The sequence below is a fragment of the Endozoicomonas montiporae CL-33 genome (assembly GCF_001583435.1).
Classification (GTDB): Bacteria; Pseudomonadota; Gammaproteobacteria; order Pseudomonadales; family Endozoicomonadaceae; genus Endozoicomonas_A; species Endozoicomonas_A montiporae.
In genome coordinates, this window is record NZ_CP013251.1 from 1,572,734 (window position 1) to 1,593,474 (window position 20,741).

At 45.8% G+C, this 20,741-nt stretch carries 26 protein-coding genes and 1 pseudogene; 13 read left to right on the plus strand and 14 right to left on the minus strand.

What is annotated here, in order from left to right; genetic code table 11:
• The first annotated feature begins 168 nt into the window (after positions 1 to 168).
• Entirely contained in the window at positions 169 to 390 is a 222-nt protein-coding gene (locus EZMO1_RS06885; RefSeq protein ID WP_061509316.1) for a hypothetical protein, read from the plus strand.
• Positions 391 to 474: 84 nt separating this feature from the next.
• On the opposite strand, the gene istB is transcribed toward EZMO1_RS06885, so the two are convergent.
• Together istB and istA (EZMO1_RS06895) are read right to left on the minus strand one after the other, a co-directional pair.
• Positions 475 to 1,236: an IS21-like element helper ATPase IstB gene (istB, locus tag EZMO1_RS06890; protein ID WP_034873160.1), complete on the minus strand. Its 762-nt coding sequence runs from the start codon at positions 1,234 to 1,236 to the stop codon at positions 475 to 477.
• On the minus strand, positions 1,236 to 2,414 hold the full coding sequence (gene istA / locus EZMO1_RS06895; RefSeq protein WP_034874476.1) for an IS21 family transposase: 1,179 nt from the start codon (positions 2,412 to 2,414) through the stop codon (positions 1,236 to 1,238). Before istA (EZMO1_RS06895) ends, istB begins: the two co-directional genes overlap by 1 nt.
• A 132-nt stretch (positions 2,415 to 2,546) precedes the next feature.
• Between istA (EZMO1_RS06895) and EZMO1_RS06900 the strand changes: the two genes are divergently transcribed.
• A complete protein-coding gene (locus tag EZMO1_RS06900; protein ID WP_222842208.1) occupies positions 2,547 to 3,677 on the plus strand; it encodes a transposase in 1,131 nt (376 codons plus the stop codon).
• 105 nt (positions 3,678 to 3,782) lie between these two features.
• On the opposite strand, the gene EZMO1_RS06905 is transcribed toward EZMO1_RS06900, so the two are convergent.
• On the minus strand, positions 3,783 to 4,196 hold the full coding sequence (locus tag EZMO1_RS06905; RefSeq protein ID WP_061509320.1) for a transposase: 414 nt from the start codon (positions 4,194 to 4,196) through the stop codon (positions 3,783 to 3,785).
• Between the two features lie 57 nt (positions 4,197 to 4,253).
• Here EZMO1_RS06905 and EZMO1_RS06910 point away from each other — a divergent pair, with 57 nt between their 5' ends.
• On the plus strand, positions 4,254 to 4,730 hold the full coding sequence (locus EZMO1_RS06910) for an IS1595 family transposase (protein ID WP_061509321.1): 477 nt from the start codon (positions 4,254 to 4,256) through the stop codon (positions 4,728 to 4,730).
• Here EZMO1_RS06910 and EZMO1_RS26125 read toward each other — a convergent pair.
• Together EZMO1_RS26125 and EZMO1_RS06915 are read right to left on the minus strand one after the other, a co-directional pair.
• Complete coding sequence (locus EZMO1_RS26125) at positions 4,700 to 4,948, minus strand: hypothetical protein (protein WP_145912510.1); 249 nt, start codon at positions 4,946 to 4,948, stop codon at positions 4,700 to 4,702. The two genes, EZMO1_RS06910 and EZMO1_RS26125, sit on opposite strands and share 31 nt — an antisense overlap.
• Positions 4,949 to 4,959: 11 nt before the next feature.
• Positions 4,960 to 5,220, minus strand: a complete 261-nt coding sequence (locus tag EZMO1_RS06915) for a winged helix-turn-helix domain-containing protein (protein WP_034874508.1) — start codon at positions 5,218 to 5,220, stop codon at positions 4,960 to 4,962.
• 371 nt (positions 5,221 to 5,591) lie between these two features.
• On the opposite strand from EZMO1_RS06915, the gene EZMO1_RS06920 reads away from it, so the two are divergent.
• Positions 5,592 to 5,948, plus strand: a complete 357-nt coding sequence (locus EZMO1_RS06920; RefSeq protein ID WP_034874507.1) for a hypothetical protein — start codon at positions 5,592 to 5,594, stop codon at positions 5,946 to 5,948.
• Positions 5,949 to 6,105: 157 nt separating this feature from the next.
• Here the strand turns inward: EZMO1_RS06920 and EZMO1_RS25355 are convergent, their stop codons facing one another.
• Complete coding sequence (locus tag EZMO1_RS25355; RefSeq protein ID WP_034873193.1) at positions 6,106 to 7,386, minus strand: ISKra4 family transposase; 1,281 nt, start codon at positions 7,384 to 7,386, stop codon at positions 6,106 to 6,108.
• A gap of 127 nt (positions 7,387 to 7,513) precedes the next feature.
• Positions 7,514 to 8,542, minus strand: coding sequence for an IS630 family transposase (locus EZMO1_RS06930; RefSeq protein ID WP_034874506.1), 1,029 nt, complete (start codon positions 8,540 to 8,542; stop codon positions 7,514 to 7,516).
• A 152-nt stretch (positions 8,543 to 8,694) separates the two neighbouring features.
• Here EZMO1_RS06930 and EZMO1_RS06935 point away from each other — a divergent pair, with 152 nt between their 5' ends.
• On the plus strand, positions 8,695 to 8,961 hold the full coding sequence (locus tag EZMO1_RS06935) for a hypothetical protein (protein ID WP_061509323.1): 267 nt from the start codon (positions 8,695 to 8,697) through the stop codon (positions 8,959 to 8,961).
• A 405-nt stretch (positions 8,962 to 9,366) separates the two neighbouring features.
• Here the strand turns inward: EZMO1_RS06935 and EZMO1_RS06940 are convergent, their stop codons facing one another.
• Positions 9,367 to 10,668 (minus strand): ISKra4 family transposase, encoded by a 1,302-nt coding sequence (locus EZMO1_RS06940; protein WP_034874099.1) that lies wholly within the window; start codon positions 10,666 to 10,668, stop codon positions 9,367 to 9,369.
• Positions 10,669 to 10,813: 145 nt separating this feature from the next.
• Here EZMO1_RS06940 and EZMO1_RS28015 point away from each other — a divergent pair, with 145 nt between their 5' ends.
• The 5 genes from EZMO1_RS28015 (at position 10,814) to EZMO1_RS06960 (ending at position 13,413) form a co-directional block, all read left to right on the plus strand.
• Positions 10,814 to 10,975, plus strand: coding sequence for a hypothetical protein (locus tag EZMO1_RS28015; RefSeq protein ID WP_420809939.1), 162 nt, complete (start codon positions 10,814 to 10,816; stop codon positions 10,973 to 10,975).
• Between the two features lie 108 nt (positions 10,976 to 11,083).
• The gene (locus EZMO1_RS06945; RefSeq protein WP_145912511.1) at positions 11,084 to 11,332 is read left to right on the plus strand and encodes a hypothetical protein; all 249 of its coding nucleotides are present in this window, start codon (positions 11,084 to 11,086) and stop codon (positions 11,330 to 11,332) included.
• Positions 11,333 to 11,462: 130 nt separating this feature from the next.
• Positions 11,463 to 12,227 carry a hypothetical protein gene (locus EZMO1_RS06950; RefSeq protein WP_034874505.1) on the plus strand — a complete coding sequence of 255 codons (765 nt, stop codon included), beginning with the start codon at positions 11,463 to 11,465 and terminating at the stop codon, positions 12,225 to 12,227.
• 532 nt (positions 12,228 to 12,759) lie between these two features.
• Complete coding sequence (locus EZMO1_RS06955; protein WP_034874499.1) at positions 12,760 to 13,056, plus strand: hypothetical protein; 297 nt, start codon at positions 12,760 to 12,762, stop codon at positions 13,054 to 13,056.
• Positions 13,057 to 13,164: 108 nt separating this feature from the next.
• Positions 13,165 to 13,413 (plus strand): hypothetical protein, encoded by a 249-nt coding sequence (locus EZMO1_RS06960; protein ID WP_034874351.1) that lies wholly within the window; start codon positions 13,165 to 13,167, stop codon positions 13,411 to 13,413.
• 101 nt (positions 13,414 to 13,514) lie between these two features.
• Here the strand turns inward: EZMO1_RS06960 and EZMO1_RS06965 are convergent, their stop codons facing one another.
• Positions 13,515 to 14,150 carry a GyrI-like domain-containing protein gene (locus EZMO1_RS06965; RefSeq protein WP_034874503.1) on the minus strand — a complete coding sequence of 212 codons (636 nt, stop codon included), beginning with the start codon at positions 14,148 to 14,150 and terminating at the stop codon, positions 13,515 to 13,517.
• 123 nt (positions 14,151 to 14,273) lie between these two features.
• Here EZMO1_RS06965 and EZMO1_RS06970 point away from each other — a divergent pair, with 123 nt between their 5' ends.
• Complete coding sequence (locus tag EZMO1_RS06970; protein WP_034874501.1) at positions 14,274 to 14,543, plus strand: hypothetical protein; 270 nt, start codon at positions 14,274 to 14,276, stop codon at positions 14,541 to 14,543.
• 726 nt (positions 14,544 to 15,269) lie between these two features.
• Here EZMO1_RS06970 and EZMO1_RS28020 read toward each other — a convergent pair.
• Together EZMO1_RS28020 and istA (EZMO1_RS06990) are read right to left on the minus strand one after the other, a co-directional pair.
• Positions 15,270 to 16,117, minus strand: a pseudogene (locus tag EZMO1_RS28020) (ATP-binding protein).
• A gap of 58 nt (positions 16,118 to 16,175) precedes the next feature.
• Positions 16,176 to 17,708: an IS21 family transposase gene (gene istA, locus EZMO1_RS06990; protein ID WP_145912490.1), complete on the minus strand. Its 1,533-nt coding sequence runs from the start codon at positions 17,706 to 17,708 to the stop codon at positions 16,176 to 16,178.
• Positions 17,709 to 18,092: 384 nt separating this feature from the next.
• Here istA (EZMO1_RS06990) and EZMO1_RS07000 point away from each other — a divergent pair, with 384 nt between their 5' ends.
• Positions 18,093 to 18,320 carry a hypothetical protein gene (locus EZMO1_RS07000; protein ID WP_034874492.1) on the plus strand — a complete coding sequence of 76 codons (228 nt, stop codon included), beginning with the start codon at positions 18,093 to 18,095 and terminating at the stop codon, positions 18,318 to 18,320.
• Positions 18,321 to 18,434: 114 nt separating this feature from the next.
• On the opposite strand, the gene EZMO1_RS07005 is transcribed toward EZMO1_RS07000, so the two are convergent.
• Both EZMO1_RS07005 and EZMO1_RS07010 read right to left on the minus strand, forming a co-directional pair.
• Positions 18,435 to 18,791, minus strand: a complete 357-nt coding sequence (locus tag EZMO1_RS07005) for a hypothetical protein (protein WP_145912512.1) — start codon at positions 18,789 to 18,791, stop codon at positions 18,435 to 18,437.
• 35 nt (positions 18,792 to 18,826) lie between these two features.
• Positions 18,827 to 19,774 (minus strand): hypothetical protein, encoded by a 948-nt coding sequence (locus tag EZMO1_RS07010; protein WP_145912513.1) that lies wholly within the window; start codon positions 19,772 to 19,774, stop codon positions 18,827 to 18,829.
• A gap of 228 nt (positions 19,775 to 20,002) precedes the next feature.
• On the opposite strand from EZMO1_RS07010, the gene EZMO1_RS07015 reads away from it, so the two are divergent.
• Entirely contained in the window at positions 20,003 to 20,275 is a 273-nt protein-coding gene (locus tag EZMO1_RS07015; RefSeq protein WP_061509329.1) for a hypothetical protein, read from the plus strand.
• A gap of 199 nt (positions 20,276 to 20,474) precedes the next feature.
• On the opposite strand, the gene EZMO1_RS07020 is transcribed toward EZMO1_RS07015, so the two are convergent.
• Positions 20,475 to 20,738, minus strand: coding sequence for a hypothetical protein (locus EZMO1_RS07020; RefSeq protein WP_061509331.1), 264 nt, complete (start codon positions 20,736 to 20,738; stop codon positions 20,475 to 20,477).
• Positions 20,739 to 20,741: the final 3 nt, after the last annotated feature.

Below are 20,741 nucleotides of genomic sequence, written 5' to 3' on the forward strand. Positions count from 1 at the left end.
CAGTTTTTTAATCGTTTGCTTGTCTTTTTTGTGTTCGTCCAGCTAATCCCGCACTTTCAATTACAACCAGTAATCACAAGGGATTCAGCAGCGTAGAAAATTGAAGCATTCGCAGACTTTTGCGTCTAATTTTGGGGGATAGACGACCGTAATCAGTTATTCAGAGCCATGCCTGATCATAAACCACGAAAGCATCTGTGCCTCGACAGCATGATCCAGATGATCTACGACAGCTTCGACAGCATTCCAGACCACCGCCCAAACCGCCGTAAAGACAAGATTTCATTGCTGGACACCTTGATGTCGGCTTTCGCTATGATGCACCTCAAGTACCCATCCTTGCTGGAGTTTGACCGTGAGCGGGAAACTGTTAACTCCGCTTTAATATGACCTTCTTCCACCGGTTTGAGATGACCCGTTTTCAGCAATACTTTTGACCCGCTTTCAACGGTTAAGTTCACTGTGTTTTCAGGTTTATTTCTTGGCAGAAGTGCCTTTCAGTAATCCAGCTTTGCGCTTCTCTTTCAGGCGGTAACTCTCACCTTTGATATTGAGAGTTGTCGCATGATGCAGTAGCCGATCCAAGATCGCAGTGGCTATGGCTTGATCGCCAAAGATCTCGCCCCAGTCGACAAAGCTCTTATTCGAGGTCAGGATGATACTTGCCTTTTCGTAACGGCGAGTCACGAGTCGGAAGAAAAGGCTGGCTTCATCCTGATCCATAGGAAGGTAGCCAATTTCATCCAGTACCAGCAGCTTTGGGTACATCAGTTGCTGCATCTGTCTTTCAAGCCGGTTCTCCTGCAACGCTTTTTTCAGCGTAGTCATCAGCTTGTCGAGGCTCATGAACATAACCCGATGTCCGGCTTCTGCTGCCTTAACAGCCAGAGCTATTGCCAGATGTGTTTTACCAACACCTGGCGGTCCGAGTAATACGACATTTTCAGCACGATCAACAAAACCAAGACCGGAGAGTTCCCGAACCACTTTTCGGTCAACGGTCGGCTGAAAGCTGTAGTCAAACTGCTCTAATGTTTTTAGCCATGGTAACCGGGCTTGCTTTAGACGACTCTCAAGCCCTTTCTGGTGACGGCCAGCCCACTCAGTAGAAAGCACTTCTACCAGGAACTCCCGGTAATTCAGGTCTTTCTTGCTGGCTTGCTCACACAGGGTATCAAGGTTGTCAGCCAGGTGGTCAAGCTTAAGGCGATTGACCAGTGTCGTTAACTGTTCCATCACACCACCTCCTCATAATGGCTGAGGTCACGGGTTTCAACCTTGATCTCGTCATACAGGGCACGGTGGTGGGTGGCGTCGAGTACCCAGCGGTTCTTTGCGTCAACCAGCAGATGGCTGGCAACGAGGGTATCGTCCGGGCCATAAACCCGTAGCTGCCGGTCAAGTCCCATGCGGATACTGACTTGCTGACCAACCAAAGTACTGGGAACACTGTAGCGATTCGTCTTAAAATTAATGTAACCATCAACCGGCACACGTCGTGTTTCCCGGTAGCTGGTGTCATAACGAATATCCGGTAGCTTTTGAAGGTGCGGCTGTTCTTTAGCAAAGCGGTCAGCCACTTTTTCTTTCAGAGTGTCATGATGGCGTTCATCTGCTACGTTGGTCAGCCAGTCTCCCAGTTGCTGGTTCAAGTGCTCAAGGCTTTCAAAGCTGCGATAGCGCTGGAAGAAGTTTTCTTTTACGTAGCGCACCATACGCTCGGTTTTTCCCTTGGTCTGTGCTCTGTAGGGTTTGCAGGCTTTAGGCTGAAACTCGTAGTGTCGAGACAACAACAGAAAACCTTCATTAAACTTCACCTGTCCGTTACCAGGATGCTCCAGAACTGCAGCCTTCTGGTTATCAACCAGTACCTGCGCACTTGAACCCCCGAACCACTCGAACGCCCGGATCAGGCTTTCATAAGTGTGTTCCGCATCATTGCTGTAAGCAGCAAAGGCATAGAAGCGGCGTGAGTAGCCCAGAACATTAACGGAGACATAAACTTTGCGAAGCTCACCTCCAACTTCGATCTGCAGTTCTCCCCAGTCGTGCTGCAACTGGTGACCGGGAGCCGTTTCATAACGGGTGGTCGCCTTGCTTTCACGCAGGGTGCGTTTAGGGTGGATATAGTCCCGTAAAATGGTGATGCCACCGGCATATCCCTGCCCTTTGATTTCGGCAAATATGACCTCGGCATTCCAGACATTCTCAGCCAGTAACGCGTCAATGACGGATTTGAAATCATCAAGCTTACTCTGGCGAACACCGGATTTGCGTCTGGGTGGTGGCCCTTGCCTTTGCAGGGCTCTCTTGACGGTACTGACAGAGCAACCTCTCTGGCAGGCAATGTCCTCAAGATAGCAGCCTTTGTCTCTGGCTTGCTTTATCATAAGGTAGTCCTCTCGGTTGATCATGGCTCCTTTTCCTGAGTGCTGATAACACTATGGGATTCGGCCATGAAGTGGTAAATCGAGAGGTCATTTCAAACCGGTGATTTGGGGTCATTTATTGGCGGAGGTAACAAAACCGAAGAACTCAAGTTCAACTTGAAGCATCTATACCGGGTTCAAGGCAGGATACCCTGTGACACTTACATGCGCTCCACCCTTGATCCTGTAGATCCAGGGGCAATGAGAGAACCTTTCAAGCTGCTGTTCAATGAAGTACAGCGGGGTGGAGGGCTCAAGGGCTTCCGCTTTTCTTGCGCCGGCCTGAAGGATCATTACCTGTTAGCCATTGATGGGACAGGGCTTTACTACTCCGGCAAGTGCCGCTGTCAGGAGTGCTGTATAAAAAATGAAGGTAAGGCCAATGAAGCTTACTATCACCAGATGCTGGCCGCCTGCATTGTCCATCCTGACAGAGAAACCGTATTGCCTCTGGCCCCCGAGCCCATTGTTCACCAAGATGGCACAACCAAGAATGACTGTGAAAAAAATGCCCTCAAACGTCTCCTTTCAGACATCAAGCGAGATCACCCACAATTGAAGCTGGTTATTGTGCTGGACGGTCTCTACGCTGATGGCCCGACAGTTCGACTGATAAGAAGTTATGGGTGGCACTACATCATTGTTGCCAAAGATGGCAATCACACTTCGATGATTGAGGCTATGGATGCGCTGGATCAGAAGGGCGATGTCAAACGATTTGAGATGACTGACGGCAACGGTGCCAAACACTGGTGCCGTTATGCCAATGGGGTTCCCCTGAACAAGACTGAACCGGTTGAAATCGTCAATGTGCTTGATTACGTCGAAACAGACAAGAAAGGCAAACGGCACACCTGGGGCTGGATAACCGACATCCCGTTAACCGAAGAAACTGTACTCCCCACAGCCGAAGGAGGAAGATGTCGTTGGCACATAGAAAATGAAACCTTCAATACCCTGAAGAACCAAGGCTACGAACTTGAACACAACTATGGTCACGGTGAGCAGCACCTGGCAACCAATCTGGCTTACCTGACCTTCCTGGCTTTCCTGGTGGATCAAATACAGCAACTATGTTGCCCGGTCTTCCAGAAAGCCCTGAAACTAAGGGCGCGTGGAACACGCACCTATCTCTGGAAATTGATTCTGCGTTACTTTCTTTCCTGGCTGATTGAGAGTTGGGAGGAGATGTTCCAAGCGATCATTCACGGTACTGCTGCAAGAAAGATCCAGTTCGACACATCATAGCGATCATCGTAGCCGGGGTTTCAGGGTAAACAAACTGGAAAAGGAGCACGAAAAGCGTGAGGCAGTTTTTATGCGCTCATCAATTATCTGTACGACCAATCAGTTTTAATACGACTTAAGGCGTATGTTGTGCGGGATTAGCTGGTGTTCGTCAGACAGCTTTTTACGCTGACTCGACTGACTTTCAGGTTGTGCCGGGCTACGATTGATAAAGCCTTCTTTCCACTGTTGGATTTGTTCAGCAAACATGCCTTTCTTACGACAGTATTCAGCCAGTTCAGCTTGATTTAATGCCGCTGTTTCAATGATGACAGCTAACTGATTTTCAGGTGTCCATAGGTCTGGATTTTTACCGTTGCCAGGCACGGGCACTCCTTGCGATAACGCTTTTTTTCGCCAACTGTATAGAGTCCAGTTAGAGATACCTGTTTCACGAACCAACTGCGATACAGGCGTATTATTAGGTGGCATCATCTTCTGAATGACGGACTGCTTCAACTCTTCTGAATAGCTGGCCATTGATTGCTCACTGACCGCCCCCTGTGAGATTTTTAAAAATCAGAAGAGGTGACAACTATGCTGACACAGGGGGGAAGATTAAAAGGAGCTCCGGGCAGAGGAACTCTCGAAAAAGACAAGCCTCCCGTTCTGGGAATGATTCAGCGAGGAGGTCAGGTCATTATCAACATGCTGGATAATGTTCGAAAAGCCACCATAAAGCCTTTCATTACGAAGCATGTAGCCAAGGGAACCCAAACTTACACTGATGAATACAGCATTTACAACTCCCTTGAAGAGTGGGGTTACAAGCATAAATCTGTCTGTCATGGTAAAAGCGAGTACGCCCGGGATGATGACAAGGATGGTATTTATGAAGTACACGTAAACACCATGGAAGGCTTCTGGTCATTGCTCCGTTCATGGCTCAGACCTCACAGGGGGATTTCTCAGGAAAGCTTACCTTTGTACCTCGGCTTCTTTGAGTTCGTTCATAACGCCGGAATCCGGGGTAAAGGGTTACTTCAACCATTAATCAGCTTGCTGGTTACGTAGCAGTCTGGAATCCGATAAGAGCCACCAAAGATTTCACTGATTATGTATCCACCTAAAGCATGGCAAGATGATTTATGTCGTCGGATTGTTTTCTCGGAAAGATTTGATTTTTTAAGCGCTGTTAAGAAGTCTTTAAAGATAGACGTTAGTTCTTTCGATAGTTTTTCATCGTCTTCAGAACAATTCCACTCTCTTGGCCATTCGGAATATTTTTCCATGACAATTATTCCTAAAATGCTATATCTTTAAGTTCTTTCATAGGCAGGTGTGAATATTGGTTGAAAACTTTCAGAGAGAGTTTTGCATAATTTGTAGCTTTGCCCTCACCTCCGATTGCTTTGAAATTACCTATTCGATAATTCACACTGCCCGTGGAAACTCCTATGGTATCAGCAATTTCCTGTTTGTTCATGGGAGAGTGATCGAATCCAAATTTATAGACAAACATGATCTTTAAATCATCTTTTTCAGTCCAAACATGTTTTGTCAATTTTTACTCCTTAGCACATAACGCCGTTTTCAGAGGCAGCCGAAGGCTGTCCGTTGGAAAACTTTGTTAGTTTCGAACTACGGAGTGAAAATGATAATCATACAAAATGTGTCATCTGAAGATGCGCCCAGCACAGGGCTGAACGATTACGAACTGCGTATTAACCATAAGCTGATTTGTACGTTCAAGCATGAAAGATAATACGATGGACTGGCTCAATGTTTACGTGATGCTGCTAATGCTGTCGAGAAAGCAAAGCTAGATCAGATAGAAAAACTAATGGAGCTTGCTAGAAACTAACGCCGTTTTCACCTGCCGCTGCTTGCAGCGGTCTGGTGGAAAACTTTGTTAGCTGCCATTGGAGGATCAAGATGAAATGCAATAAATGTAAGAGCCAAGACACCACAATTATTTCCGCAAACCAAAGCGAACTATCCATTGGTTGTAACGAATGCGGTCACGCCTTTAAAGCCTCTACCCCAAAGACTGAATCAAAAGTGAACGGGCAAACAGTATTTTACGTGATTAAATTTGTATCAAATGGTAAATATTTCGACGGATATTACGGGGGCGATGGGAGCATTCATAGCGACGAACAAATTGTTGCTGATTTTGATATGCCTTATGTTCACGACCCCGAGCATGCCACTGAAATTGTGGTAGGTATAGATGTTCGACCCACGGTTGAGCAAGTAAATCAAATACTCGGACTTATTGAGGGCAGCTAACGCCAAATTCAGAGGCTGCGCCGGAGGTGCAGTCCGCTGGAATTTATTGTTATACGGCGATTTGCACAGAGGTTGAGTTATGGAAGAAAAGCACTGCAACAAATGTAATGAAGACTGGCCTACAACAACCGGGTGCTCTCTCAATTTGATAGTTGATTCAAAAATCAACTATCATCCTGCCTGACATAAAGCTAGACCAAAGTTGATTCCAACGCCCTTTACTCTGGATCAAAGACCTCGTTTCAAGAAGAACTTCTGCACCTGCTGGTTTCCACCTCATACCTGAACCACACAGCCGTTGTTTGACCAATGTCTTACAAGCAGCTTCTGTCACTCCAGAGCCTATCGGCCAGTTATGTTTCAGGGCTTGATGGTATTTCATCAAATGATGGTTGTTCGTAAAATAGGTCACCGCCTTGTAACGCTTCTCTATCAGTGCAGTAGTCTTTTTCGGGAGTTCGGCAGATTCAATTTCTTTCAGTATTTTTTTGGCTGCCCCTCGCTTGTTTTTCAGGTTGTGGAGCTTGTCTTCAAGCCACTGCTTTCTCTTGGCTTTACTGCTCGGAAACAACGCTTCTGCTACTCCTCCCAGATACTCTGAGGCATGAAAAAAATCGAGTATTTGAGCTGAGGTATGCTGCTTCAGGTATCGCCAGTTTTCTTTAGCTCCATCGGCTACGCCAATGTATGTTGCTTGCGGATAGAGACGTTTGAGATCCGCAATCTCATCGTCCAGCTTGTTCATAAAGCTTTGTTTACCATATTCAGGCGAACTGGCGGTGTAGATTGTGTGAAGTCTGTCGCCATTGGCAGAATAAAGGCTTAAGGTTCCACACATGGCTTCTCGCCAGCCTTCTTCGCAAAGCAGCATGCAGGTGCCATCAAGTCCTATAGCAATGGTTTCCACTGCCTCTGGTAACGGCGGTAAATCATAACGAGTCTTTTTTTGATCTTCAATTAATGCACCGACCCTGTCGGATAAGTGCTTGATATAGGAGTTTGACAACACTCTTTGATGGTTGGTTTCAAAATCTTCTTTTACTGCGGGAGCAGGCATCTGGCTGTACTTCCAGGCGAGAGTTTTTGCAAATTTGGGCGTAGCTGAGCCAACAATCCCAGAGTGATAATCAAGCGGAGCCAGAGTGACTCCACCTCTGACACCCTGATAGACAGAGCGTTCCATGGGCACGCATCCGTAAAGGGTTTCGTAGTGCTTTAGCACTTTCCCCTTATAGCTCCATTTTTGCTGGTTAAGGACAATAGGTTCGTTGTTGGGTGGTTCAAACAACTTTAATAATTCTTGAGTGCCAAGTACTCCTGCCTCATTCAACGCTCGCTGCAATCCATCTTCAAGACTCAGCATGTTGTTAGATTCAATGGGTACTTCAATTTGCAGTACGATAGTTTTTGACTGACGGGCAATGACGGATGCAGGCATGATGGCAGGATTTAGCGATAATAAGTTGTCTTCATAATAGTCGCTTAAAATGCGTACTTTTGTTTCAATCAGTCAGAGAGAGCACCCCAACAACCGAGTTCTTTTTCAGGAATATACCCAAGTGAATTCAAGATGCAGGATTTAGCCTCTGAAAACTATCGTTAATTCTGCTGACTAACGAAGCACCAATTTCAGGTAACGTAACGTCCAGAAAATGATTAATCTTTTCTCGAAATTCTTTAGCCTTGGCAAAGTATTCATTATTCCGAGCATATTCATTCATCACCTTCCATAATCGCTCAATCGGGTTCAGATTTGGGCTGTAAGGTGGTAGGTAATGTAGTTTTATACCCAATTTTTCCGCCTCCTCTACCACCTCTTTTGAACGATGATAACCAGCACCGTCAAGCACTATATGGATGACTGTCATGGATGCGTAGGATGCCCGAACTGTTCTGAAAAACTTGATAATCGCTTCGCCGTTGACGGTCTTGAACTGATCGAAAACAGCGGCAGATAGATTGTTCAGTTCAATGGCGCCAACAATGTTTAATCGGGTACGGCTCCCCGTCGTGTTGATGATCTTATCAACCCCTTTGCGAATCCATCCTGAAGTGATTTTGGTGGCCTGTGTTGGATGAACTGCATCCATGAACAGCAACACTTCATCCTCTGGTAATGAGGCCTTCAGGGCATCATAGTGTTTGACAAATTCAGCTTGTTTGTCAGCATCAGCCTTGTGCGGAACGCCTTTTGGTTTTTTATAGGTAAAGCCTTTCTGATGCAGCCACTTGTTCAGACCTGATACGGTGTATTTGATGTCCCAGCGATCAGAAATGTAGGCGACGATCTGATGCGTATGAGCATAGGTGTGTTCAGAAATATGCTCGATTAGCTGCCGGGTTTGTTCATCATTCAAATAGCTTTCGCTACCACCGTTGTCAGGCTTGAGTTTTTCCTTTTTCAGATAGTCATCAAGGTGGCGACAAATAGTGAATTCACTTTTTCTCAAGGCTTGTGCGATAGAAGACGGAGTCCAACCTTCAGATCTGAGCAAAACTGCTTTTATACGGTCACACTCTCGGGCATCCTGCGACTTTTTATGGCGGGATTCCAGAGCTGCTTTTTGCTGATCAGTCAAAATGATTTTAGGCATGAGCGAAGGATGTTAAAAAAGTACTGAAAAATCAAGCATCTTCAATGGTCACGGGTATAAAAATTCACCGGATGGTTTTCGTCATTGCTGTAAAGCTTGTTATTCAGAAACTCCATCTGTGATTAAAAGAAAAAACGCATCGAGGGTGAGTAATGAAAAGCTGTGAATCAGGTTGTGGTGGCGTGGTAAAAGTATTTGGCTGCAAGTGGTGTCCCGATTGTTATCCCAATTTCAGTCGAGGTCAGACTTTAGGAGAAAGAGCTTTTTCTGTCATTGCTGGTAAATATGAAGATTATGGAGAGAACATCAAATTCGCCAGTGATGTAATGACCTTGCCGGAAGCTGAAGCGCAACTGAAAAAGGTTAATGATTATCCGTTTGCTCGGATTGAATACACTGAACCAAGTCAAGCCGTATAACGCCTGGTTCAGCCGCGCCGCCGACGGCGGCGTCGGGTGGAGGGGCGCAGCCCCGGAACGAACTGGAACCATTTGTTATGTTGATTCTCTATTATTTGGTAATAACATTTCCCTAATTTGCGTCTTTAACTTTATGCGAACAGGTGTTGTAGTTACTTTCCAAATCATTTTTGAATCGTGATCGAATTTATCAAAATCAAGAGGTAGATTATGTTTTGTCAACTGCTTTTGATTGAATAAATCACTTGATATACTATACATTTCTTGAACTAGATGATGCTGATCTTGAAACTGCTTATTAATAGACCTTAGTGCTTTTTTAATTTCAGACTCAATATTTTCATCTATATAAATTGCATTATTCTCTAAAACAATATACGCATTGCTAATGGGTGTGCTGCCTAATTAATGTACTGGAGGAAGGTTGTGTGTGACAGGGAATCCGTAACGGCTCATTTTTGACCAAAATGCATTCCAGGATCCGGATGTGCAAACCAGTGCCCTTAACGTCAGCAACATCGATGCTCCCTGCTCCTTCCAGCGCATTCCTGAACGGCACATTCTCTGTTTCACCAATGTTTTACAGCCTGCTTCAGTCACTCCCGAACCTATCGGCAAGTTCTGCTCTCTCGCTTGCGGATAAATCATCTGATGCCAATGATTTTTGAAATACGTTCTGGCACTGATTAACTTTTCCAGAGACGCAGTACGGTTGTTGCCTGGCTTTGCACTATCAAGCTCTTCCTGAAGTCTTTTGGCTGCACCCTTTTCATGTTTCAAGTCGTGTAGTTTCTGCTTCAACCATGCATGCCTCTCCTGTGATGCTTTTTTGCCGGGATAAAGAGCCTCAGCAGCCCCGGCAACATATTCAGAGACATGGTAAAAGTCCAGCACCTGCACGGTTGTAAAGGGCTCTAAAAAAGTCCAGTTATCCGCTGCTCCGTCAGCAATTCCCACATAAACTGCATCAGGATATCGCGCTTTAACCTTGTTGATTTCTCTTGAAAATCTGCTTTTAAAGGTTCCCTTGCCGTATTCTGGTGCCTCTGCACAATAGATGGTATGGAGCCGCTCCCCTTCGTCATCATAAAGGCTTATCGTGCCACACATGGCTTCACGATAGCCTTCGTAATAAAGAAGGTTGGCTCCATCAAGGCCGATGCCTATTGTTTTTACTGCCTTAGGCAAATCGGGTATGTCGTATGCCCATTTTTCTTCTTTTGCCTGAGCGATGCTTGCTACGACATCAGCCAGATCTCTAAGCGTCGAACGACTACTCTTGCGGCCATGGTTTTGTAGTAAGTCTTCTTCTACCTGGGGAGCAGCCATTTGTGCATATTTCCAACTGACGAGCCGGGCAAAAGCAGGAGTCGAGTTGACAATGATTCGCGCATTCTGATCCAGGGGACAAAAGGTTTCACCACCCTGACTGCTTTGATATACATAGCGTGCCAACTTAACGGAACCCCATGAAGTTTCATACACTTTGGGTTCTTTTTTGTGCTTGCTGCTCATGGTAATCCCGCCTACTTTTATAGGCGAACCATCGGTGTCCATGGCTTCAAGCTGTTTTTCTACCCCAAGCACGCCTGCTTCGTTGAGGCTACCCTGAAGAGCAGTCTCAAAGTCAAGCATTGAGTCACCATGCTGGATGGTAATCAGGATCTGCGTTTCGTTGTTTTCTGAAGAGATAACTTGAGCGGGCATATGGTGAAGGCTGTAAGATTTTCAATATCTTAAAATAGACAGAAAATGTTGTTTCTTCCTACATTAATTACCGCTTACACCCGAATTTGGTAACGACCACACTACATACAGACCATCTGATAATTGGGCGCAAGGTGGACTATTACTGGAAAAGTACGAAGTGTTACTGGATATAGTTACCGTGAATGAACAGAGACTTTGGCAAGCGATGAAATTTAATGGCTGCACAGTGAGCATTAAAGTAGCAGACACACCATTAATAGCTGTAATGCTTGCCATTATTGCTGGACACAACCAAGACAGCTAACGCCGTTTTCAGAGGCGTGCCATAGGCACGTCCGCTAGAAAACTTTGGTAGGTTCACGAATTGCACAAGGCCGGAGAAAAATAATGCCAAGATTTACAAAGAAGCCAAGTGACCATAACAGCCGTACAATTCAATGGTTCATCAACTCATGCAGGGCAAATTGAAAACTGGATGAATGGTGGGGAAGAACCACCGGAAGATTCGATTCACACCAGAGACATAGGCTTTCTCCATATTGAAACACTCGAAGGAACTATGGAAGCATCACCGAGCGACTGGATAATCAAAGGTGTTAATGGAGAGTTTTACCCCTGCAAACGAGACATTTTTGAAAAGACGTATGAACCCGCTGAGTGAACATACCGCCTGCTTCAGCCGCGCCGCCGACGGCGGCGTCGGGTGGCGAAGCCACGAACTGGAAGCATTTGTTAGGCTTCGTTGCTACATCTATGCTTTGTGTTTATGGCGGAAACTCAAGCATAGATAAATGAAATATGCAAAAATCATTATCATAAAGTTATTGATATGTACCAGTCTTATATCAACTAATGCAGGATCATATTTCTTTAAGTATTTAAGTGTTGAAGAATTCTATGAATGGACAGAATTTTTAGCAATACCTGGAACTATTAGTGAGACAATAGACTACTTTGATAATCACGGTGTTGATTTTACTGTCGAAATAACAATTCGCCATTCTAAAGAATTTGCTTGTTTTAACATTAGTACTTATGGATTGGATTTGCATATGCCTGAAAATAGATGCATCAGCAGCAATAATGTATCCAATAAACCACTTGAGTTTATTGAGTCAATGACTCCAATGGTAACTACTTTACCATCTTTTGATTTAAGTTTAATTAATGGTGGTTATGGTATTTTCAACTTGGAGGCTAGTGAGTCAATTTTAATTGGCAGACCGTTATTAACGTCATTAAAGATACGAAGTTTATTTAGTTGGCTCCCATTTCTTAATAGATATTTTTATGTTAGAGCTTTACATAACCGGCAAGTTGAATTCATATCTTATATTTCAAGACAGCTTTCTAACCAGTTGATTTTCCGGTTGCATCAAGAGCAAATATGGCTAAATCATAATTCTGGCAATCAAGGATTAATGACATTATATACAGGTTATAGTGAAAGTTTGCGGATACTTTTTCAGGTTCTAATAAATGAACAAGGATATATAAGAGCTTTTTGCCTCAATATTAATCGAACATTATTGTCATTTTGGAGGAGAGAAGCCTAACGCCTGCTTCAGCCGCGCCGCCAACGGCGGCGTCGGGTGGAGGCGCGAAGCGCCGGAACGAACTGGAAGCATTTGTTATGTGGAATGGAGTAAGAAGCATAGTGAACATTTGTAGTGTTACTGAGTGCGACAAAGTAGTTTTAGCCAGAGGCTTGTGTGCAAAACATTATCGTCGCTGGCAACGTCATGGTGATGTGTTCACTATTAATAAATTACCAAATGGAACTTATGATCCTGTCTGTGAGATTGAGGGGTGTAACAGAAAAACGCATTCCAATGGTTTATGCGCTACGCACCAAGCACGATTAAAGAAAATCGGCAGTCTTGCAACTAACCACCCAAAAAAACCATACAGAGGTTGTAAAGTAGAAGGGTGTATGGGGACGCATTATGCAAAAGATTTATGCCGCAAACACTATAGACGCATGACTCCACATAACGCCTGCTTCAGCCGTGTGCCGTAGGCACATCGGGTGAGCGCAGCGAACGAACTGGAAGCATTTGTTAGCTGACGATTAGTAAGGAGCTTTTGATGGTAAATGACAATGATTTAAAACCATGTCCACTCTGTAATGGGAAGGCTCGTTATCAGGTAGGTGGAGAACTCTATACAATTGGTTGTATCGGCTGTCTTATTGAAACAGACACATACGACGACCCAGAACTTCTTGCCGTAGATTGGAATAGCAGACCAGAAGTTGATGACCTAAAACGTTTACTGTCTGAGTGTAAGCATAGGTTCAAATCATATCAGATGGATGTGGATATGAGTCCACCTGATCATCACAGGGATTTTATGAGGCGGATTGAAGCCGCTTTAGACAGCTAACGCCTGTTTCAGCCGCCGAACGAAGTGAGGTCGGGTGAGCGCAGCGAACGAACTGGAAGCATTTGTTAGGTGCTTTGGCACGATGCCTGAAAATTAACGGAAAAAATTATGTTTGATCTTGATCTTGAACCCGTCGAAGAAGCATCTATCAATGAGGATGCCGCTAAAATCATTATGCAACTTGAAGCATGGTTTGAGTCTCGAACTGACAAACTTCAGGAGATTGCCAGAAGTCAGCCAGACACAGTAAGGATCAATGACTTTGAAAACAGCGACCCTGATTTTATCAATGGTTTTAAAGCTGGACTCATTGCAGCAGTGGAAGTTATGGGAAAATTCCCTGTAAACGTGGAGTAGCGGGAGGCACATAACGCCTGCTTCAGCCGCGCCGCCGCAGGCGGCGTCGGGTGGAGGGGCGTAGCCCCGGAACGAACTGGAAGCATTTGTTATGTGTAACTTTAACTCTTGACTCTCCGAACCTTGAAGCGAAGATTCGTTTTTAATTTATCAGTTTGAGTTTTCCTGAAATCAGAAAGATAGATCTCTCTGTGTTGCATTGAAGATCTTTCAAGATTATTTTGAGAACAAAACTCTTCCATTATTTTAAATGTTTCAGGTTCATTATCAAAGCTACCAACATGAAGCATTTGAACACACTGCCCATCTTCTAGTGAGATAAATTGAAGATCACGAATAAGAGGATTGTCCTTTTTTTTTGATGCTCTTTCTATTGCTTCGGATGCAAATTCTTTTGTTACAAAGCTAGGCTGCCTTATCATCAGAGTGTAGATAAGAGCATCTTTGTTCAAAACCCCATTAACTTTTTGTTTTTCATCATCTGATATATCCCAAATACCTTCAAGTGGATAAACAGTATATTCAAAAAAGTCACTTAGGGAAAAGCCGGATTTATGTGACATTCTCACGGAATAGGATGCTGCATATAATGCTTCAATATACTTAATAAAATAATCACTATTTGGATTTCCTTTTCCGTTAATTGCAAAATAGTTAAATTTTGGAATATCAATTAGCTGCGGTTTTGTTTTAGGTATATATAATTCTTTTTCTGATTTTCGCCATTCATTTTTCATTATTATTTACTCCTAATTATCTGGTTACACATAACGCCTGCTTCAGCCGTGTGCCGTAGGCACATCGGGTGAGCGCAGCGAACGAACTGGAAGCATTTGTTATGCGGACGACGGGAAGGAACCATGATTAACCCAATGTTTAAAGACAACTTCTTTGGTGGTGTCCAGCTCATACCTGACCCGTTTCAGAAAGAGTTTATTATTGAACCAGCAAAGAAGCATGAAAGAAAAAACTGGATGAAAGGTCGTCGTTATCATGGTCGCATCCAGAAGAAATGGAACAAGCGGTTCGGGATTAAAAAAGAACGGCAAATGTTTCAGATGGGTGATCGAATCTTTGCTCACCCGAACACAATCGAGTGGTTAAAACAGAACTTGGATAAGTACGCATAACGCCTGCTTCAGCCGCCGAGCCGGAGGCGAGGTCGGGTGGCGAAGCCACGAACTGGAAGCAATTGTTATGTTTTGGAGTATAAATACATGACGAACATGGAAAAAAGAACGGTCTTAAAAATCAGAGATAACCTTGTCAGCCTTTGCGTGTCGATAGTGATGATGTTCGGGTACTGGGTAGGATTGCTAATTGATGTAGTGCCACAACTGACTTTGATTATTGTCTTACCTGCATTCGTTATCTGGCAACTGTGCAATATTGCATTGACCAGTTACTACTTGAAACCTTCCATACTCGCAGCAAGGGAAGAAACATAACGCCTGCTTCAGCCGCGCCGCCAACGGCGGCGTCGGGTGGAGGCGCGAAGCGCCGGAACGAACTGGAAGCATTTGTTATGTTGAATGGAGTAAGAAGCATAGTGAACATTTGTAGTGTTACTGAGTGCGACAAAGTAGTTTTAGCCAGAGGCTTGTGTGCAAAACATTATCGTCGCTGGCAACGTCATGGTGATGTGTTCACTATTAATAAATTACCAAATGGAACTTATGATCCTGTCTGTGAGATTGAGGGGTGTAACAGAAAAACGCATTCCAATGGTTTATGCGCTACGCACCAAGCACGATTAAAGAAAATCGGCAGTCTTGCTGCATATTCCGGTCAAAATGAACACCTATTCCGGAAAGCGTGAACACCTCCGCTTCCCTAAGCATTGCCTCTCTTAATTTTTAGCTTGGGTGTTCACGATCATCCAGTTTTGCCCTTGTTTTTCTCATGGACTCTCCTTTGAGTTTTATCCGGTGGGCGTTGTGGGCCAGTCGATCCAGAATGGCGTCGGCCAGGGTGGCATCACCAATACTGTCATGCCACTTTGAGACCGGTAGTTGACTGGTTACGATGGTAGAACTGTGGTTATGACGGTCATCCATAATTTCTAGCAGGTCATTACGCTGGTTCTGGCTGAGTGGCTCCAATCCCCAGTCATCAAGGATCAGAAGGTCAACCCTGGCTAACTGTTTGAGTTGTTTACTGTAACTGCCATCACCATGGGCAATGGTCATTGCCTCCGGGTGCAATTAAAAGTGTTCCGAGAATGCTGAAATCATGATTTTTCGGAATTTTGTTCCGAGCATTTCTGCAGGGTTAGGGCTTTAAAAAATGGAAAACCTAACATGTCAGGAACACTTTTAATTGCACCCATTGCCTCCAGTAATCTTGACGTACGGAAATAGCGAGTACTCAGGCCTCGCAGACAGGCACCATGTCCGAAGGCACAGCTCAACCAGCTTTTCCCTGTGCCGCAAGGGCCGGTAATCAGGAGGTTCTGTTTTCGTCTGAGCCAGTCACAGGTGACCAGTGTCGCCATCTGTGATTTGGTAATGCCCCGTGGCTGCTCATAGTCAATGTCTTCCAGCGTGGCAGACAGTTTGAACCGGGCTGCCCTGAGCAGTCTGGCCAGCCGTTTGTTGCTGCGGTCAGCGTCTTCCTGGTCGACCAGCAGGGCCAGTCGTTCTTCGAAGCTGAGTCCTTCGTAAGTGCCGGGTTGCTCCTGTTGCAGGGCAAGGGCTTCGGCCATGCCGCTCAGTCGCAGGCTACGTAACCGGGTCATCGTTTGATTGATCATATCCTGCACCTCACTGGAAGAAGCCTGCGCCACGGATGTTTTCATGGCTGCGTGTAACCCGTTCATTGTCGCTTTCCTGTGGCAACTCAATGGGTACCTTGTCCAGCCCGGATTTCAGGATGGAGCGTACATTGCCTACCCGACGGCCTCCGGTTTTGATAGCCCGGTCGCAGGCGGCGTTCAGCCGCTGTTGTCCGTATTCACGCTCAAGGTTTAACAGTCCAAGGCAAGCCCGGTAAGCCTGCTCCTGGTGCTGCTTGCCGTCCAGTAACTGTCGGGTAAACCTCAGAACATCCGGCCCCAGCTTTTGCGCCCAGCGCAACAGCCGCCCCGGTGTCCACTGTTGCTGTTTCTGGTGGCGTTTCGGCATATGCTCCGGCTTGGTGGTGAAACCTCCGGCTGCGTATTGCCGGACATGGCTGGTGACCGGCTTGCCTTTGTAGAGGATCTGGACAGTATTATGGCTGCCACGGATTGCCACCTGCTCCCTGACCAGCTGGTGTGGCACGGAGTAGTAATGGCTGCTGAACTGCACGTGATAGTCAATGTTGACCCTGGCCATCTTGAACTCAAGGTACTCATAAGGCTGCCTGGGCAAGGGAGACAACGCAGGCCTGTCTAGCAACTCAAACTGGCTGCGCCGGCAACCGGGCAGCTGTTTGAATGGCCGGTGGTTCAGGTCTTCCAGCAGGCGTCGTATTTCCCAGTTCAGTTCTGACAGGGAGAAGAACGTTGTATGACGCAGACGCATTAAAATCCAGCGTTCCACCAGTTGTACACCGGCTTCTACCTTGGCCTTGTCTTTTGGCTTGTAAGGGCGTGCAGGCAGAATGGAGCAGCCGAAGTGTTCAGCCATGTGCTGGTAACTGCGGTTAATCTCCGGATCATAACGGCAGGCCTTGGTCACAGCACTGCGCAGGTTGTCCGGTACCAGCATTTCGGGAACTCCGCCAAAGAACTGGAACGCCCGGACCTGAGAACCAATAAAGTCTACCGAACCCTGGGTCCAGGTGGCTTCTGCGTAGGTATAATTGGACGCTCCCAACACCGCCACAAAGATCTGGGCAGGTGATGTCTCGCCCGTTTCCTTGCTGGCAATGGGAACAGTCAGCCCGGCGTAATCCACAAACAGCTTCTCGCCGCCCTTATGCTGTTGGCGCATAGAGCGTTTCTGCTTCTTGCACCACTCGTTGTAGCGGTGGCAGAACTGACTGTGGCTGTAGGCATTGTGGGGGTAAACTTCGCAGTACTCTTCCCAGAGCAGCTGTTTGGTCATGCCCTTACGCTTAAGGCTGCTGTGAACCTCCGTCCAGTCGGGTTCGATAAAGCCCTGGTGTTTGCGGTTTGATGTCTCAGGCGACAACCGGTTTATCAGGGCAGAGTCGTCCATATCGTCTGGCAAAGGCCAGGACAGCCCGGACTTTTCAAATAACTTCAGATACTTGCTGACCGCCCCGGTACTGACTCTGGCGCTGGCGGATATTTGCCGGGTAGACAGGTTGCACTCGTGGCGGAGTCGAAGGATTTCCCGAATTTTTCGCATTGATAGCCTCTTTTCCTTTGGCATGGCCGTTTTCCCTGTTGTTGTGGAATAAGGAAAAGCGGCACAAGTTGAATGAAATCAATGCTTAAGGAGAGGATTTTGGTTCTTTCCGGGGATGATTCCGGTGTCGTGAACACTTATTCCGGCTTCGTGAACGGTGATTCCGGAAATTCGCAAAAAGTGTTCACGATAAAGCGGAATGGGTGTTCACGGTTTTGCGGAAAGAGCGTTCACGATAAACCGGAGTGGGTGTTCACGGGAGGCCGGAATATGCACCGCTGCCGCTTGCGGCAGTCGGGTGGAGTGGCGAAGCCACGGAACGTACTTGATGCATTTGTTATGTTTGCGCCCATCATATAAACAAAAAACTAAATAGAGGTTGATATGAATAATGACGAAAATGAAAAACCAAATGCGCTTGAGCCAGAACACCTAACGTACCTTGATGAACTCAGGGAGTCCGGTGTAACCAATATGTTTGGTGCGAGCAGTTATCTTGAAGCTGAGTTTCCAGAGTTAGGAAGAAATGAAGCCAGAGATATTCTCATGTACTGGATGGCTACATTTGAAGACCCTCATTCGCCAGCAATTCCCGACAAATATACGCCTTAAGACGTATACCCTGCTGCAGGGTGAACCATTTTTCGGATTTGCAGCAAACAACCTTCAGCCCAAAGCTGACATTCTGGATGAATTTTTCGCTCAGACACAGGCTCACCCCGGCAGCTATGAAGTATCTGGAATAACAGAACGGATATTATGACCAACTCCTTCAGAGGTTCTTGAGATTATTGCCATAAAAAAGTCTCGCCAAGAGTCAATGAAAAACCACTGAAACAGGCTTCTCATATGCTCCCAAAGCGCTTTTTTAGAGTGGCTTGCCGTCCAGGCTTTCTGAAACAAGCAACACCCTAACTGTTCTATCTGATCAATAAGGAAGGCGGTAAACGTCAGGCAGGCAAAGTTTGTAGCCAAATGCTCCTTGCCGTGTCCGTAGTTGTGTTCGAGGTGGTAACCCTGTGTCTTGAGCGTGTTGAAGGTTTCATTTTCAATCTTCCATTTCGCACGGCCTCCGCGCATCACTCTGGTGACGCTGTCGTCAGTCAGTTGGATATCTGTTACCCAGACATTGGTGTATTTCTCGCCTTGGGGCTAATCTCAACATATTCCAGATAGTTGACCAGAACATCCTTGTGACTCTTGTTGATGGGAACGTTGTTGACGTATCTGAACCAGTGCCGGTAGCCGTCCTCATCAACGTATTCATAACGGTTAACCTCACCCCTGGCATCCAGAGTATCAACCGCCTCAACCAATGACGCATGGTCGCTGTCCTTGGCCACCATAATGAAGCTGTACCCATAAGACTTGACCATTTTTATCGTCGGCCCATCTGAATACAGGTCATCAAATGTCAGTACCAGTTTTAGTTTGGGATGTTCTCTGTAGACGTTTTCCAGCAACCGCTTTAGTGCGGTTTTTTCGCAATCGTTTTTAGAAGCATTGACCTGCTTGGTAATAGGCTCTGGCATCAGAGGCAAGACCTCTTTTTGTCCGGGCTTGACCAGACATATAGCCAACAGTTGGTGGTAATACTGGGGGGTATCAGTATCGGCTTTTTTGATACAACATTCAGGGCAGCTAATCTTGCCTGAAGCGAAATGCCCTGTACCATCCACTGGAGCCAGATAGCCTTCTTCAAAATACTGAAACTTTTTTAGCCACTTCGAACTCTGGACGTAAGAGAAGAGTGACTTGAAAAATGGCCTGAAATGATCAGTTTCAATAGGGTCAAGTATCTCCCGCAGATGGGTGTCACTGGGAATACGCTGAACGCCGTACATCTGGCGCAGGTTGTGAACAACCCTTGGATTTTTACATTCATGCTCAAAGCTCAGAAGTGAAGGGCATTTCATGTGCATCACAGCCAGACCGGACATTATTGCATCAGAGAGAAGAATTTTTTCCTTGCAATTATTGGGACGATGATCAGGTATTAGGGATGCTTGCTGGCGAACAGTATTGATTAACCGATCGACCAAAATTTTGTCTTGCTTAGCAGGCATAGAAATACGACAGTGAATGAGTACTGCATGAAATTTAGCTCAAAGTTCAGGAATTTGCTTTTTTATGGGTCCTTCTCAGACCTTGGTACTGTTGGGCTGAATTAATTCGTCGGGAATTGCTGCTCATTCGCAGTGAGCAACATAACGCCGTTTTCAGAGGCGTGCCGTAGGCACGTCCGCTGGAAAACTTTGGTAGGTTCACGAATTGCACAAGGCCGGAGAAAAATAATGCCAAGATTTACAAAGAAGCCAGTGACCATAACAGCCGTACAATTCAATGGTTCATCAACTCATGCAGGGCAAATTGAAAACTGGATGAATGGTGGGGAAGAACCACCGGAAGATTCGATTCACACCAGAGACATAGGCTTTCTCCATATTGAAACACTCGAAGGAACTATGGAAGCATCACCGAGCGACTGGATAATCAAAGGTGTTAATGGAGAGTTTTACCCCTGCAAACGAGACATTTTTGAAAAGACGTATGAACCCGCTGAGTGAACATACCGCCTGGTTCAACCGCGCCGCCGACGGCGGCGTCGGGTGGAGGGGCGAAGCCCCGGAACGAATTGGAACCATTTGTTAGCTTCTGGTTATATCCGAGCTGGCAAAACTTTTGTTGTGATACTGAGATCTTCAGTTAAAGGCATATAGCTTACAACCGTTTGCTCTTTTGTGGCTTCTTCAATAGTAAGCCCTCTCATAACGATGCGACCAGCACCTTTGCAACTTTAATACCTGTTCCAACTAGTTCGATACCCTCACCACCGATGGTTTGGAAGTTGGTTAACTTAGGGGTTTTGAATTGCTCTGGCTCTATAAGAATGCCTGTAGTAGAACCGTATGATTCTAAGTATTCAATACCAAAATAATGTTCACTATTTTCAGTTATACGTCCTAACCCGAATATTTCATAAAAGGAGGCAAGTTCCGCCCAATCACTTGATATAATTGGGTCGACCAAAAG

Coding starts and splice junctions, on each gene's coding strand:
- EZMO1_RS06885 (WP_061509316.1), top strand. CDS start 169: ATGCCTGATCATAAACCACGAAAGCATCTGTGCCTCGACAGCATGATC.
- istB (WP_034873160.1), bottom strand. CDS start 1,236: ATGGAACAGTTAACGACACTGGTCAATCGCCTTAAGCTTGACCACCTG.
- istA (WP_034874476.1), bottom strand. CDS start 2,414: ATGATCAACCGAGAGGACTACCTTATGATAAAGCAAGCCAGAGACAAA.
- EZMO1_RS06905 (WP_061509320.1), bottom strand. CDS start 4,196: ATGGCCAGCTATTCAGAAGAGTTGAAGCAGTCCGTCATTCAGAAGATG.
- EZMO1_RS06910 (WP_061509321.1), top strand. CDS start 4,254: ATGCTGACACAGGGGGGAAGATTAAAAGGAGCTCCGGGCAGAGGAACT.
- EZMO1_RS26125 (WP_145912510.1), bottom strand. CDS start 4,948: ATGGAAAAATATTCCGAATGGCCAAGAGAGTGGAATTGTTCTGAAGAC.
- EZMO1_RS06920 (WP_034874507.1), top strand. CDS start 5,592: ATGAAATGCAATAAATGTAAGAGCCAAGACACCACAATTATTTCCGCA.
- EZMO1_RS25355 (WP_034873193.1), bottom strand. CDS start 7,386: ATGCCTGCATCCGTCATTGCCCGTCAGTCAAAAACTATCGTACTGCAA.
- EZMO1_RS06930 (WP_034874506.1), bottom strand. CDS start 8,542: ATGCCTAAAATCATTTTGACTGATCAGCAAAAAGCAGCTCTGGAATCC.
- EZMO1_RS06935 (WP_061509323.1), top strand. CDS start 8,695: ATGAAAAGCTGTGAATCAGGTTGTGGTGGCGTGGTAAAAGTATTTGGC.
- EZMO1_RS06940 (WP_034874099.1), bottom strand. CDS start 10,668: ATGCCCGCTCAAGTTATCTCTTCAGAAAACAACGAAACGCAGATCCTG.
- EZMO1_RS06950 (WP_034874505.1), top strand. CDS start 11,463: ATGAAATATGCAAAAATCATTATCATAAAGTTATTGATATGTACCAGT.
- EZMO1_RS06955 (WP_034874499.1), top strand. CDS start 12,760: ATGGTAAATGACAATGATTTAAAACCATGTCCACTCTGTAATGGGAAG.
- EZMO1_RS06960 (WP_034874351.1), top strand. CDS start 13,165: ATGTTTGATCTTGATCTTGAACCCGTCGAAGAAGCATCTATCAATGAG.
- EZMO1_RS06965 (WP_034874503.1), bottom strand. CDS start 14,150: ATGAAAAATGAATGGCGAAAATCAGAAAAAGAATTATATATACCTAAA.
- EZMO1_RS06970 (WP_034874501.1), top strand. CDS start 14,274: ATGATTAACCCAATGTTTAAAGACAACTTCTTTGGTGGTGTCCAGCTC.
- istA (WP_145912490.1), bottom strand. CDS start 17,708: ATGCGAAAAATTCGGGAAATCCTTCGACTCCGCCACGAGTGCAACCTG.
- EZMO1_RS07000 (WP_034874492.1), top strand. CDS start 18,093: ATGAATAATGACGAAAATGAAAAACCAAATGCGCTTGAGCCAGAACAC.
- EZMO1_RS07010 (WP_145912513.1), bottom strand. CDS start 19,774: ATGCCTGCTAAGCAAGACAAAATTTTGGTCGATCGGTTAATCAATACT.
- EZMO1_RS07015 (WP_061509329.1), top strand. CDS start 20,003: ATGCCAAGATTTACAAAGAAGCCAGTGACCATAACAGCCGTACAATTC.